A 13,760-nucleotide genomic window follows, 5' to 3' on the forward strand; every position below is an offset into this window, starting at 1 on the left:
TCTAAAAGTAAGTATGATGCGATTGTAGTAAGAATTTTTTTAGGGGGAAAAAACATGACAAGTTCGAACAAGAAAGCGGCAAGTATTTATGAAGGAACAAATGTAAACGCTTGGGGATCTTTTGAAAATATTGAAGAAACGAAGTTGTTTGATCAGATTCAAGTCGGAGCTTGGTCTCTTCGTAATCGCATAGCAATGGCACCAATGACAAGATGCTTTGCAGATAATGAAACTGGAGTAGTTGGTGCTGATGTAGCGGAATACTACAGAAAACGTGCTGCTGACGGAGTTGGATTAATTATTACAGAAGGAATTGTCATTAGTCCGAGAGCGAAAGGGAATCCAGGAGTACCAGGGATTTATACGCAAGAACAAATCGATTCTTGGAAACCTGTTACAGAGGCAGTACATAAAGAAGGCGGAACGATTATTGCTCAAATATGGCATGTTGGACGTATGAGTCATCACGAAATAATTGGTGGGCAAATGCCGCAAGCGCCTTCTGCAATCGCTGCAGAAGGGAATGTTCCGCGTTTTCGTAAACCATTTGATACACCAGAAGCAATGACGTTAGAAGAAATACAAGAAGTTATCAGTCAATACGCACAAGCTGCGAAAAACGCGATCGAAGCTGGATTTGATGGGGTAGAAATTCACGGTGCACACGGATATTTAATTGATCAATTTACTTATGAGTTTGCTAATAAGCGTACTGATAAATATGGCGGTGACTTAAAGCAAAGGTTAACGTTTATGAAAGAAGTAACAGAGGCTGTAATAGAAGCAGTTGGAGCTGATAAAACACTTCTTCGTTTCTCTGCTTTTAAAGGGGATAATCCTACTTATATGTGGGAAAACCCTGAGCTGGCAATTGAAACATTCGTAAATATGTTTAAAGAAGTTGGATTAACGATGATTCACCCTTCAACGATGAATTATACGCAAGTGATTGCTGACGGAAAGAATTTTCATCAATTAGTAAGAAAATATTGGGATGGTACGATTGTTGGGGTTGGTAATTTGAATCCGAAAGAGGCAGAAGAAGCACTGCAAGAAGGAACAATTGACATAGCTGCATTCGGAAGACCGTTAATTGCTAATCCAGATTTTGTTCATCGAATTAAACATGCTGAAAGTTTAGTTGAATATGACGCGAAAGAGCATCTTGCTACATTAATTTGAATAAAGATAAAAGGAGAACACATGGAGTGTTCTCCTTTTATTATGGAATTTCATAGGGGGAAGCGAGATGAGTGAAACGCTACTCGTTATTATTAGTATATTACTATTATTAATGTTGATTTTAATCGTCTTTTTTATTATCACATTTTTTATAAAAAAACGGACGCATCATTCTATTTTAAAATTACATCCATACTTAGGAAGAATGCGTTACTTACTGGAAAAGATAGGGCCGGAATTCCGACAATATTGGTTTGATCACGATACAGATGGAAAACCTTTTTCACGTTACGATTTTCAAAGTGTTATGTTTTTAGCGAAGTATCGCTCTGAAATACTTGGTTTTGGGTCGAAACGAGATTTTGAAGCATCTGGTTATTATATTGCTAATACGTTGTTTCCGGTATTAACAGAAGAATTAAGTGTGAACGTAACGCAAGAACGTGAAGGGAAAAAGTATGTGATTCATAAAGAAGGATTATTTTCACGGAGAGAAAAATTGACAGCGGATACAACGAATCTTTGGTTATACGAAGAAGACGATGCAATTATCGTCGGCGAAAATCGTAAATATCCATGGAAACTGTATGGCATGTTTGGGGCATCAGCAACTTCTTACGGTGCGATTGGCGAAAATTATATTTTAGCGAGCGGCTTTGGAGCGAAAATGGCAGGCGGATCGTGGATTAATACTGGTGAAGGTGGCGTTATTCCAGAACATTTACATACAGGGGCGAATATCGTGGCGCAAATTGGTCCAGGGCTATTTGGATACCGTGATGAGGACGGGAATTTTTCAATGGAGAAATTTATGGAGAAAGTGAAAGAAAGTAATATTAAAGCATTTGAATTGAAATTTGGGCAAGGTGCGAAAATACGTGGTGGTCATTTAGAGGGGCAAAAAGTAAATGAGAAAATTGCTTCTGTTCGGAATGTACGAGTAGGAGAGACGATTAATTCTCCGAATCGATTTTCATTTTTGAACAATGCAGCAGATACACTTTATTTTATTCAGCGTTTGCAAGAAACTGGCGGGAAACCAATCGGTATGAAAATTGTAATTGGACAGCAGGAGCCGTTGGAAGATTTATTTAAAACGATGAAAGAGTTAAATATCTATCCGGATTTTATTACAATTGACGGTTCAGAAGGTGGATCAGGAGCAACATATAAATCGATGGCAGATAGTATGGGGATGCCGCTTATTCCAGCGTTACTGACATGTATTGATACAGCGAATCATTATGGTGTTCGTGATAAATTCAAAGTGTTTGCCTCGGGGAAATTAATTACACCAGATAAAGTGGCAATTGCTTTAGCGATTGGTGCAGATGCTGTAAACTCGGCACGTGGTTTTATGATGGCAAGCGGTTGTATTATGGCGCTGCAATGTAATTCTGGCCAATGTCCATCTGGTGTTGCCACGACGAATCCGCACTATCAAAAAGCGCTAGATCCGTATGAGAAGAAGTGGCGAGTCATGAATTATATAATAAGTATGAGATATAGTTTGTTCTCACTTGCAGCAGCAGCGGGAGTAAAGAGTCCACGTCATTTAACGAGAGAGCATATTGTGTTCAAGGATGAGATGGGGCGGGTAGTTTCTCTTTCAGATTTGTTTCCTATAGTAAATCGAACTTAAAAGTATATTTGAAATGTAAGATTTTCAGGAGGAATAATCATATTCTTTAGAAAATATTAGGAGTATAATGGAAAGGCTTTTAAAAATAAATATTTTTAGGGAGAGATTCACTTGCAGCAAGGTTCGTACAGTATTACAATTTTTTTACTCGTTATAGGGCTCGTTATATTTAGACGTATGCGTTCTATGAATCGACCAATTAAAAATAAAGGAAGACGAATATTATTGCCATTATTCTTTTTATTTCCAGGTTTTTCTTTATATGCAGCACCAATCCAACTTGCTGGTTGGAAAATTGGGATAGTTGCTGGGATTGGACTGTTATTATCAATTCCACTTATTATTTTAAGTGGATATGAAATCAGAGAAGATGGTCAAATTTATGCAAAAAAAAGTATTGCTTTTATTGCTACATTTTTAGTTATCGTTCTTTTACGTGCTTATTTTAGAAGACATTTACAAGGTTTAGATCCAAAGTCAATTGGCATTCTTTTCTACACCCTTGCGGTTTGTTATATAGTACCTTGGCGTATTGGGTGCTATATGAAATTCCGGAAAGTATATGTAGAGAAAGAGAGATTTGCGATGCCAATAAGCTGAAAGTCATACATTCGTATGGCTTTTTTCTTTTAAAATTTTTCGGATGAAAAATGAAAATAAGATGTGAAAAAACACACCGTGTTATTTTCTGAATATTTTTACTTTAATTTCTTTTGAAACCCGGGTAATCCACTGGGATAAAGGCGTTTATGAAGGTTTTCATATGTAGTAAAAAACACCTGTTCACTTGAAAGAACAAAAAATGTTTGTTAAGGTAGGGAACCATAAGCGAAAACAAGAAAATAGAAAAAGTCATTTTTCGAAATTTTGAATGGCTTATGTAACTAAGGGAGAGATTTGGTGAAGATTGAGATTATGGTTTCGCTTGCTATTTATATGGCAGGTATGTTGTATATCGGTTATTGGTCTTATAAGAAGACATCCGATTTATCAGATTATATGTTAGGCGGAAGGGGACTCGGTCCAGCAGTTACAGCTTTATCAGCTGGTGCTTCTGACATGAGTGGTTGGATGCTAATGGGATTACCTGGTGCGATGTATGCGACAGGGTTATCAAGTGTGTGGATTGCGATAGGTTTATTAATAGGTGCTTATGCAAACTATTTAATTCTTGCCCCGCGTTTGCGAACGTATACAGAAGTGGCTAATGATTCAATTACGATTCCAGACTTTTTAGAGAATCGATTTAAAGATCGTACGAAAATACTTCGTTTTGTCTCCGCTATCGTCATTTTAGTATTTTTCACATTTTATGCGTCGGCTGGTTTAGTATCAGGTGGACGTTTGTTTGAAAATTCTTTCAACCTTGATTATAAAATTGGTTTATTTGTAACTGTCGGTGTCGTAGTTGCTTATACACTATTCGGTGGTTTTTTAGCAGTAAGTTGGACCGACTTTGTGCAAGGGTGTATTATGTTTATTGCTCTCGTATTAGTACCAATTGTTGCTTTTACAGATGTCGGTGGTGTAACAGAGACATACAATACGATTAAGCAAGTTGATGCATCGCATTTAGATATGTTTAAAGGGACCACAATTCTTGGTATTATTTCCTTTTTAGCATGGGGTCTTGGGTATTTTGGTCAACCACATATTATTGTCCGCTTTATGGCAATTGCCTCTATTAAAGATTTGAAAACTTCTCGTAGAATCGGTATCGGTTGGATGGCGATTTCCATTATAGGTGCAATGCTTACTGGCTTGGTTGGTATCGCCTACTATGCTAAAAATAATGGGACATTACAAGACCCAGAAATGGTCTTTGTAACATTCTCAAACATTTTATTCCATCCGTACATTACCGGGTTTTTATTGTCAGCTATATTAGCTTCTATAATGAGTAGTATTTCCTCGCAATTACTTGTTATTTCAAGTGCAGTAACGGAAGATTTCTATAAAACATTTTTCCGTCGTAACGCAAGTGATAAAGAACTTGTATTTATCGGTAGACTGTCAGTTTTAGTAGTAGCTATGATCGCAGTTGTTTTAGCGTATCATCCAAGTGATACAATTTTAACACTCGTCGGTTATGCTTGGGCAGGATTTGGTTCAGCATTCGGACCTGCCATTTTATTAAGTTTATATTGGAAAAGAACGAACAAATGGGGCGTTCTTGCTGGGATGATTGTTGGTGCAGTAGTTGTAATTACTTGGGTACAAATTCCAAGTTTAAAAGCGACTATGTATGAAATGGTACCTGGATTCTTCTGTAGCTTATTAGCTGTGATTGTTGTAAGTTTAGTAACGAAAGAACCAGTTAAAGCAATTCATCGTGAATTTAATGAGATGGAAGCAGTGCTGGAAGAAGAAACGAAATGATTTGAAAAGGGAGTAAACGGTGAATAGCGTTTACTCCCTTTTCATTTTAAATGAAATAAGTAACTTGTTGACAAAGAAAAGTAAGTAACTTATAATAAGTATTAATTTCGAGGTAAATGATATTCTAAACCACGTTTTATCCCACTTTAATGGGCAGTAAGCCCCCACTGATTATGGTATTAAAGTGAGTAAATTTTTTGGAAACTATCTTGAAATCGAGATAATTTCGATAAGTTAAACGTTAATGTGTAATTTTACAATCAATATCTCGAATTCGAGATAAAATTATCATGACGGATTTTACTTTCTAGTATGGACAAAATGAATAATGAATTTTAATGTAAAGCAATTTTTATAATGAATTAAAAAGGAGTGGACGAAATGGAAAAGAAAACAATGGGGATACATCACATTACAGCAATTGTAGGACATCCACAAGAAAATGTAGATTTTTATGCTGGTGTATTAGGTTTACGTTTAGTGAAACAAACAGTAAATTTTGATGATCCGGGTACGTACCATCTTTATTTTGGTAATGAAGGAGGAAAGCCTGGAACAATTATTACGTTTTTCCCATGGGCAGGTGCTCGTCAAGGAGTTATTGGTGACGGTCAAGTAGGTATCACTTCTTATGTTGTACCAAAAGGTGCAATGGAGTTTTGGGAGAATAGATTAGAAAAATTCGATGTTTCATATACAAAAATGACTCGATTTGGAGAGCGGTATTTAGAATTTGATGATCCACATGGTTTGCATATAGAATTAGTAGAAAGAGAAGAGGGTGAATTAAATAATTGGACGTTTGGAGAAGTTACGCCAGAAGTAGCAATTAAAGGATTTGGTGGTGCGGTTCTATTATCGGCACAGCCTCAAAAAACTGCTGAACTGTTAGAACATATTATGGGTCTTGAGAAAATTGGAGAAGAGGGTGAATTCGTTCGATTCCGTTCTTCTGCTAATATTGGAAATATTATCGACTTGAGGTTATCAACAATCGGTCGTGGCCAAATGGGCGTTGGTACAGTGCATCATATTGCTTGGAGAGCGAGTGACGATGCTGATCAGCTAGACTGGAAAGAGCATGTGTCCCGTTTTGGATACCACGTAACTCCTGTAAAAGATCGTAATTATTTTAACGCAATTTATTTTAGAGAACATGGTGAGATTTTATTTGAAATTGCAACAGATCCTCCTGGTTTCGCTCATGATGAATCGTTGGAGACGATGGGTGAGGAATTAAAATTACCGGAACAATATGAACAGCATAGAAAACAGATTGAACAAACGCTTTTGCCGTTTGAAGTGAGACATTTAGATTAAAGTGATTGAAAGGGGAAAAGGATTATGATGAAACATGTTTTTCAAAAAGGAAAAGATACGTCAAAACCAGTGTTGTTATTACTTCATGGTACAGGAGGAAACGAATTAGATTTATTACCACTTGCAGAAATAGTTGATCCGGAAGCATCTGTATTAAGTGTTAGAGGAAATGTATTAGAAAATGGCATGCCACGTTTCTTCCGTAGATTGGCAGAAGGCATTTTTGATGAAGAAGATTTGATTTTCCGTACGAAGGAATTAAATGATTTTTTAGATGAAGCTGCAAAAGCATATGAATTTGATAGAAATAACATTGTAGCTATCGGGTATTCAAATGGAGCAAACATTGCGGCAAGCTTATTATTCCATTACGAAAATGCATTAAAAGGTGCTGTGCTTCATCACCCAATGGTGCCTAGAAGAGGAACACAATTGCCTAATTTAGTAGGGAAATCCGTGTTCATTGCTGCTGGGACAAATGATCCGATTTGTTCATCAGCAGAATCAGAGGAATTACAGGTACTATTAGAAAATGCAAACGCTAATGTAACAATGCATTGGGAAAATAGAGGGCATCAATTAACAATGAGTGAAGTAGAAAAAGCAAAAGAATGGTATGACAAAGCATTTTAAAAAAGAAGCATCTGCTAACACTTAGCAGATGCTTCTTTTATTATTTACGACTGAATTGCAAGATGAGACGAAGAAAGCGGTAATTGAATGTCAACGATTGTACCTTTATTTAATTCGCTTGCAATGTGTAATTTACCATGATGTTCCTCAATTATTTTGTAACACATCATTAATCCTAGTCCCGTTCCTTTTTCTTTTAAACTGTAAAATGGTTCGCCTAGACGAGAGACACGATCTTCTGGGATACCGCAACCTTCATCGATAATCCGTATTAAAATAAAGGTATCATCTAATGGTTTTGTTTGGATGTAAATATTTCCGCCATTTGGCATCGCTTCTATCGCGTTTTTTAATATATTTATAAAAACTTGTTTTAGTTGGTTACCATCACATTGAATATCATGTTTGTAATCAAAATGATCCATAATAATATGAACACTATGCATAATAGCAGTTGGTAAAATAAATGTAACAACCTCTTCAATTAAAGCTTGTATGTTACAAGTTTGGATAGATAATACTTGTGGTTTAGACATCGCCATGAATTGACTAGTGATAGATTCCATCTGTGAAATCTCACTTAACATAACATCGATATACCATTTTTGCTCCTCATTTATTTCAGGGAGTAGCAATGTTAGAAAACCTTTTAGAGAAGTGAGTGGATTTCGAATTTCATGGGCGATTCCAGCTGTCAGTTGTCCGACTACTGCGAGCTTTTCTGATTTTCGTAATAACTTTTCCGTTTCTTTTAGCTCGGTAACGTCTCTTCCCATTACGATAAGACCTTTTCGCGATCCGTCAGGATGATAAAGTGGAACTTTCGATATACTTAATATTAGGTCGGAATCATCTCTATGAATAATGAATTCCTCACCATGAAGAATTTGTCTTTGTTGCCATGCTAGTTCGTCGACTTCTTCACAATGTAAAAAAGCTTCTCGGTAGGCTTCGTTATATTGAATGAGTTCACTATCTTTTTTCCCGTGATAAGGTACATGGTGGAAATTGAAACAAGAAAGTGCATAGTCATTTGCTTCAAGCCAGCGTCCTTCATGATCCTTAAATATAACAAACGCAGGCATGGAGTCCACTAATGTACGTAATCTCTTCTCACTTTCTTTTAGCATATTCTCAATTCTTTCTGATTTTTCAAGAGGTTTCATAATGGCATATACGCCAGTTAGACGATTTTGGACAAAAATAGGAACTAGTTTTGTTACGACGTCTAATAAGAATCCATTTTTATGATAAATAGATAAAATATACTCTTGTTGATTATCCGCTTCCGTATTCTTTATATTTTGTAATACTTGTTCAGAAATATGGGCTTCTAAAATAGAGGTAATATTTTTCTGTTCTAATTCTAAGGAACTGTAACCTAATGTTTTTTCGGCAGAAGGATTTATATGTAAAATAATGCCCTCCAAATTTAATGAAATAATACTATCAGGATTATGTTTGAACAGAGATGCGTACATTTCTGTTAATGAACGATCTTGTATATGGTTTCGCAAACGTCTAGAAATGTTCGGATGACGTTTTCTTTGAGTTGATGAATATTTTTTACGACTCATAATAGTTCCTCCGTACAAATAGCATCTAAAAAGATTTGTCTATTCATAACTATAATATAGATGTAACGTGTATTTCTATAAAAAATAGAAGTTATATAATAAATTTTGTTTTCTTTATTTTTTGCAAAGTGAGTGCCAGGTGGTAATAAGGGGAGCTTATATTGTTTTATAAACCTTTTGTAAGATACAAAAGTGGGTTTTCTGTATAACATTAGGGTAGAGGAGGGGGAGAGAAAATGAGAAATTATATTCAAGGTATCGATCATGTACAAGTAGCTGCGCCTGTAGGTTGTGAAGAAGAAGCACGAGCGTTTTATGGTGAAACAATAGGTATGGAGGAAATCCCGAAGCCAGAGGAATTAAAGAAGCGTGGTGGATGTTGGTTTAAGTGTGGAAATCAAGAGATTCATATTGGAGTTGAGCAAAACTTCAATCCAGCTAAAAAGGCGCATCCAGCTTTTTATGTTTTAAAAATAGATGAATTTAGACAAGAGTTAATAAAGAAAGGTATTGAAGTAATAGATGATCATGCACGACCAGATGTAATTAGATTTTATGTGTCAGACCCGTTCGGAAATCGAATTGAATTTATGGAAAATAAAAACTAGGTGGAAATCCACCTAGTTTTTTAAGCTTTTCTAAATAATCCTAATACTTCAACCGTTTCTGTAATGTTAACGAATGCATGAGGATCAATTTCAGAAATTGTTAATTTCATACTTGCTAATTCTTCACGAGAAACAACTGTCATAAGTACACGTTTCTTTTCGCTAGAATAAGCACCTTCGCCATCAAGTAATGTAATTCCACGTACAACAGTTGAAAGAAGTTGTTTTTTCATTTTTTCTGCTTCATTTGTTACAATCATAAGTGTAACCTTCCGATGTTTCGTATGAATAGCATCAATAACTTTACCAGTTACATAAATCGAAAGTAAGCTTGTAAGAGCGACATCCCAAGTGAAGAAGAATCCTGCAATGATTACAACGACTGCATTTAAAACAATAAGGAATCCGCCAAGTTTAATGTCTCGTTTGCGAGATAACAACATACCGATAATATCAAATCCACCAGTTGATCCATTACAGTTAAAAACAAGACCGATACCAGCTCCGGCAATGACACCACCAAAGATAGATGATAAAAGCGGATCTGTTGCGACGACTTTCACTGGAACATAGTATAATGCAACAGATAATACAATAACAGAGATAATCGTGTTAAAAATTACTTTTTTTCCAAGACCTATGTATCCTAAAATAAGGATAGGTAAGTTTAATACAAAGTTAATAATACCTGTGTTTACAGGAGTTACAATCCCTAAAATAATAGCAATTCCGCCAATTCCACTACTTAAAATTTTGTGGGGGATAAGGAAAAGATTAAAGGCAATCGCAATAATAATAGAACCAATAATAACACCAAGAAATCTGACCATCTCTTTCCCGTCCTTCACTAGAAAATTCATATTATTTCAAGATTATATATGATATTGAAAGTTTTGGGTAAAAACAGTTTATTTCGGGAAATTAGATTAATCAAAAGAATTTGAGTATTTTATTATTTGAAAGGGGATACAGTTGTGGAGATAAAAACATATCAACAGAAAAGCCCATTGAAGCAAGAATGTGAGGATTCTTATTTTTGTAATGAAGAAAATAAGATTTATGGTGTATGTGACGGTGCAACACCACTTGTCCCGTTTTGTGATGATAAGGGACATAATGGAGCATACATCGCTTCACATTTATTTGCAAGTTATTTTGCTTCATTACGTGAAAATCATAGTTTACCAGTTACAGTTGCAAAAGCAAATGAAGCATTGCAAAGAAAAATGTTAGAATATGAAGTAGACACGAGAAAAAAAGAGCATTTGTGGTGCACATGTATCGCGGCAGTCCAAATAGTTGGTGAGAAAATTGAATATGCACAATTAGGGGACTGTATGATTGTTGCAATACTTCAAAATGGAACGATGCAAGTATTAACGAAAGACACGGTTGAAGGAATTAGTCAACGGGCAAAAAAGAAAAGAGAAGAAGATCGTAAAAAGGGATTATCTGTACCGGAAGAACATGTTTTTCAAGATGTGCGAGAACAGTTAAAATATAATCGTTATCTTGCAAATGTGGAGGAGGGGTATTCCGTTGCGAATGGAATGAAAGAAGCGATTCATTATTTGCAGCATGGGGAATTACATATAGATGAAGTGAGTGGGATTTTTATTTGTTCAGACGGATTATTCCACCCAGATTGGCCACTCGAACAAACTGTTGCATATATAAGAAAGAATAGTATAAATGAATATGTAGCAATTATTGAAGAGCTAGAAGGGGAAAAGAGAATACGACCAGATGATAAAACAATTATGATGATTGATTTTTAAGGGGGATGTTCAAATGGAAATTAAATGTGTTAATTTAACATTTCAAGATGAATTAGTTCCTTTAGAAAAAGTAAATAAACTGATTATCCACCATACATCCGAAGATGGATGGGATGTGTATAAAACACATGAATTTCATCAAAAAGTAAGAGGGTGGAGCGGGATCGGTTATAATTATTTTATTGAAGAAGATGGAACTGTAGTCGAAGGACGTGGTTTACATATTGGAGCACATGCGAAAGATAATAATAGAGATACAATTGGAATATGTATGACGGGTAATTTTGATAAATATGATCCAACGACCGCGCAAATGAATGCATTATATTCTTTATGTAAAATGTTTATGAAGCAGTTTGCTATAAAGAAAGAAAATATACTCGGTCATAGGGAGCTGGAAGGCGTTACAAAAAGTTGTCCTGGAAAGCGTTTTTCTATGGTAGAGTTAAGAAACGTACTATCTTACATATAGAGGAGTAATAAATAATGATGAATATAAAAATACCAAATGATAAAAAAGAAGAGCTAGTAGCACAAATTCAGCAATTTTTCGTTGAAGAAGATTTAGATGAAATTGGGCGCTTCCAAGCAGAGCGTTTAATAGAAGAAATGATTAAATTAGTAGGACCATTTGCATACAATCAAGCAATTGGAGATGCTAGAAAGCTTGTAACAGAGAAATTATCTAATATTGAAGAAGATTTGTATGTGTTAGAGAAGAATGAAGGGAAATAAAAAAGAGCCATTGGGCTCTTTTTTATTTCTCATTTTTATGCTCTTTATATTCATGTACTTTTTCTTTCACATTACCAACCGTATCTTTAGTAGTGCCTTTTACTTTATCCCATTTTCCTTCAGCTTGTAATTTTTTATTGTCAGTTACTTTCCCGACAACTTCTTTTACTTCGCCTTTTACTTTATCAATAGCACCTTCTACTTTTTCTTTTAAACCATGATCATGTTTAGTCATACATTTCTCCTCCTTGTAGTTTGATGAGAATTTTCTTTTCATATTGCAAGTTGAATGATGTATCTAATAATAGCGTAACAAATCTAGTTTGAATATTCAAATGATTAATGGTATAGAAAAAGAATTGTCATAGAATGTATAAAATTGTAATGCAAGGAGAAGGAATGTTAATTATATGTCTTTTGCAGTCCATATTGATTTCGTATAAGCGATTTTCATATGGGCACGTTCCATATTATTTTGACTGCCGCTACCGAACCTTGCTTGTCCGACTATTAAATGACAATTGGATTCAATAGCTGTCTCAATTCGTTTTTGAATTAAGGCAGTATGACAGCCTTTACGCTGAAATTCTGGCAAAGTAGCAGAAGCAGCTAATGAAGCAATCCCATTATTTATGTACAGAACACCAATGCCTGCAGGAGTATTTTGAACTTCGGCTATGAAAAAATACCATCCTGGTTTATCGTAAAGAATTTCGTTATTTTGGCGCACGCCATCTTTTGTAAAGGATGGCATGTTAAAACCACGTACATATATGTCAGCAAAAATATGAAATTCATTTTCTTTTAGTTGGCGTACTGAAATGTTAGGAGGAAGAAGGGATGGATTTTCTCTCGGTATACTATATAAAGCGGTATGGAAGCTAGATTGATAAAAACCTTTTTCAGATAAGTAATGAAATAGTTCAGCTGTACCTTGAGCGGGTGTAATTTCAAAACGACAAGGGATTTGTAGTGATTGATAATAAGAGATAATTTCATCTAACTCATCTGTATTTGTAAATGTAATACCTTTTACCGTATTAAAAGCCGGACCAGCAATTACTTTTGATGAAAAAGCAGTGGCACTACCGAACTTTTTCATTTGTACTTGCATTGGATTTCCGTTTATTGCTTGTAATAGCGTTAATCTAGAAGAGAGCATATGTATTTCTGCGTTTTCAATTTCTTGAGCTGTATTAAACGTCATAATCGTACCCATAAAGTTCCTCCGTCAATAAATATATTTCATAGTACATATACGATGTTTGTTCTGAGATTCCTGTTGAAATGTAAGAGAATAAGAGGTTTTTTGGAAGGGAAATGGAAGTGAACTGTCGAAGGGAGTAGAAACAGATTAAAGGTGGTGCTCTCATGAAACAGAAAGACGTGCAGACATGCTCTAATTGTGGTTCTCAAAATATAGGAGAAGGTGAGTTTGTCGGTTATGCACAAATACGGAAAAAGGAGACGATGTTCACATCTTCACCAGTAGATGCTTATATTTGTACAGATTGCGGGAATGTCCTTTTATTAAAAGTACGACATTATGAAAAGTTTAAGCAGAAGCCGTTATGATAATTGAGAAGTGGTTTTATTAGAGAAATTAATAGGAGTAATATTTTACATATATATGAATACGCCTTATATAAAGAGATGACAACATATACTGTGTGGGATGCTTATTAATCGTTGCACAACATGCAAAAATGTATAGAAGAAATTGTGAATTAATATGAGAAAGAAAATTAGCCTTTCTTGGAATATTTCATATCGAAAACTCCTTTAAATGAATAAGGGAGTTTTTATTTTTTATAACAATAATTACCTTTAATTATTATAATTGGTTATTGGTATAGAGTATTTTTGTTCACACCATAATGATAAAAGAAAACTAGCTAAATTGTAT

Annotated in this window: 15 protein-coding genes; 11 read left to right on the top strand and 4 right to left on the bottom strand. The window is 35.1% G+C overall.

The annotated features are described in order from the left end of the window. The first annotated feature begins 54 nt into the window (after window positions 1-54). The 6 genes from PDK19_RS14335 to PDK19_RS14360 all read left to right on the top strand — a co-directional run bounded on the left by PDK19_RS14335 (window position 55) and on the right by PDK19_RS14360 (window position 7,156). Window positions 55-1,182, top strand: coding sequence for an alkene reductase (locus PDK19_RS14335; RefSeq protein WP_000204379.1), 1,128 nt, complete (start codon window positions 55-57; stop codon window positions 1,180-1,182). A 67-nt stretch (window positions 1,183-1,249) separates the two neighbouring features. Then, window positions 1,250-2,824, top strand: coding sequence for an FMN-binding glutamate synthase family protein (locus PDK19_RS14340; protein WP_061183398.1), 1,575 nt, complete (start codon window positions 1,250-1,252; stop codon window positions 2,822-2,824). A 111-nt stretch (window positions 2,825-2,935) separates the two neighbouring features. Then, window positions 2,936-3,424: a CcdC family protein gene (locus tag PDK19_RS14345; RefSeq protein WP_074615270.1), complete on the top strand. Its 489-nt coding sequence runs from the start codon at window positions 2,936-2,938 to the stop codon at window positions 3,422-3,424. Window positions 3,425-3,724: 300 nt separating this feature from the next. Next, window positions 3,725-5,203, top strand: a complete 1,479-nt coding sequence (putP, locus tag PDK19_RS14350; RefSeq protein ID WP_270707405.1) for a sodium/proline symporter PutP — start codon at window positions 3,725-3,727, stop codon at window positions 5,201-5,203. Window positions 5,204-5,584: 381 nt separating this feature from the next. Next, the gene (locus PDK19_RS14355) at window positions 5,585-6,523 is read left to right on the top strand and encodes a ring-cleaving dioxygenase (protein WP_074615271.1); all 939 of its coding nucleotides are present in this window, start codon (window positions 5,585-5,587) and stop codon (window positions 6,521-6,523) included. A 24-nt stretch (window positions 6,524-6,547) separates the two neighbouring features. Continuing rightward, window positions 6,548-7,156, top strand: a complete 609-nt coding sequence (locus PDK19_RS14360; RefSeq protein WP_270707406.1) for an alpha/beta hydrolase — start codon at window positions 6,548-6,550, stop codon at window positions 7,154-7,156. A 44-nt stretch (window positions 7,157-7,200) separates the two neighbouring features. Here PDK19_RS14360 and PDK19_RS14365 read toward each other — a convergent pair whose 3' ends face one another. Beyond that, entirely contained in the window at window positions 7,201-8,733 is a 1,533-nt protein-coding gene (locus PDK19_RS14365) for a BA3702 family sensor histidine kinase (RefSeq protein WP_270707407.1), read from the bottom strand. 236 nt (window positions 8,734-8,969) lie between these two features. On the opposite strand from PDK19_RS14365, the gene PDK19_RS14370 reads away from it, so the two are divergent. Next, complete coding sequence (locus PDK19_RS14370; protein ID WP_270707408.1) at window positions 8,970-9,341, top strand: VOC family protein; 372 nt, start codon at window positions 8,970-8,972, stop codon at window positions 9,339-9,341. Window positions 9,342-9,361: 20 nt separating this feature from the next. Here PDK19_RS14370 and PDK19_RS14375 read toward each other — a convergent pair whose 3' ends face one another. Continuing rightward, window positions 9,362-10,201, bottom strand: a complete 840-nt coding sequence (locus PDK19_RS14375) for a YitT family protein (protein ID WP_270707409.1) — start codon at window positions 10,199-10,201, stop codon at window positions 9,362-9,364. 96 nt (window positions 10,202-10,297) lie between these two features. Here PDK19_RS14375 and PDK19_RS14380 point away from each other — a divergent pair, with 96 nt between their 5' ends. The 3 genes from PDK19_RS14380 to PDK19_RS14390 are packed head-to-tail and all read left to right on the top strand — an operon-like array spanning window position 10,298 to window position 11,854. Beyond that, a complete protein-coding gene (locus PDK19_RS14380; RefSeq protein ID WP_270707410.1) occupies window positions 10,298-11,119 on the top strand; it encodes a protein phosphatase 2C domain-containing protein in 822 nt (273 codons plus the stop codon). A 13-nt stretch (window positions 11,120-11,132) separates the two neighbouring features. After that, window positions 11,133-11,591 (top strand): peptidoglycan recognition protein family protein, encoded by a 459-nt coding sequence (locus PDK19_RS14385; RefSeq protein ID WP_102719331.1) that lies wholly within the window; start codon window positions 11,133-11,135, stop codon window positions 11,589-11,591. Between the two features lie 14 nt (window positions 11,592-11,605). Continuing rightward, a complete protein-coding gene (locus PDK19_RS14390; protein ID WP_000981070.1) occupies window positions 11,606-11,854 on the top strand; it encodes a DUF2164 domain-containing protein in 249 nt (82 codons plus the stop codon). Window positions 11,855-11,876: 22 nt separating this feature from the next. Here PDK19_RS14390 and PDK19_RS14395 read toward each other — a convergent pair whose 3' ends face one another. Continuing rightward, on the bottom strand, window positions 11,877-12,089 hold the full coding sequence (locus tag PDK19_RS14395; protein ID WP_074615274.1) for a CsbD family protein: 213 nt from the start codon (window positions 12,087-12,089) through the stop codon (window positions 11,877-11,879). Between the two features lie 171 nt (window positions 12,090-12,260). Continuing rightward, a complete protein-coding gene (locus tag PDK19_RS14400; protein WP_074615275.1) occupies window positions 12,261-13,073 on the bottom strand; it encodes a GNAT family N-acetyltransferase in 813 nt (270 codons plus the stop codon). Between the two features lie 152 nt (window positions 13,074-13,225). Between PDK19_RS14400 and PDK19_RS14405 the strand changes: the two genes are divergently transcribed. Next, window positions 13,226-13,429: a hypothetical protein gene (locus PDK19_RS14405; protein WP_000810212.1), complete on the top strand. Its 204-nt coding sequence runs from the start codon at window positions 13,226-13,228 to the stop codon at window positions 13,427-13,429. The last annotated feature ends 331 nt before the right edge of the window (window positions 13,430-13,760 follow it).

Source organism: Bacillus cereus group sp. BcHK124 (assembly GCF_027712065.1).
In the GTDB taxonomy this organism is placed as follows: domain Bacteria; phylum Bacillota; class Bacilli; order Bacillales; family Bacillaceae_G; genus Bacillus_A; species Bacillus_A pacificus.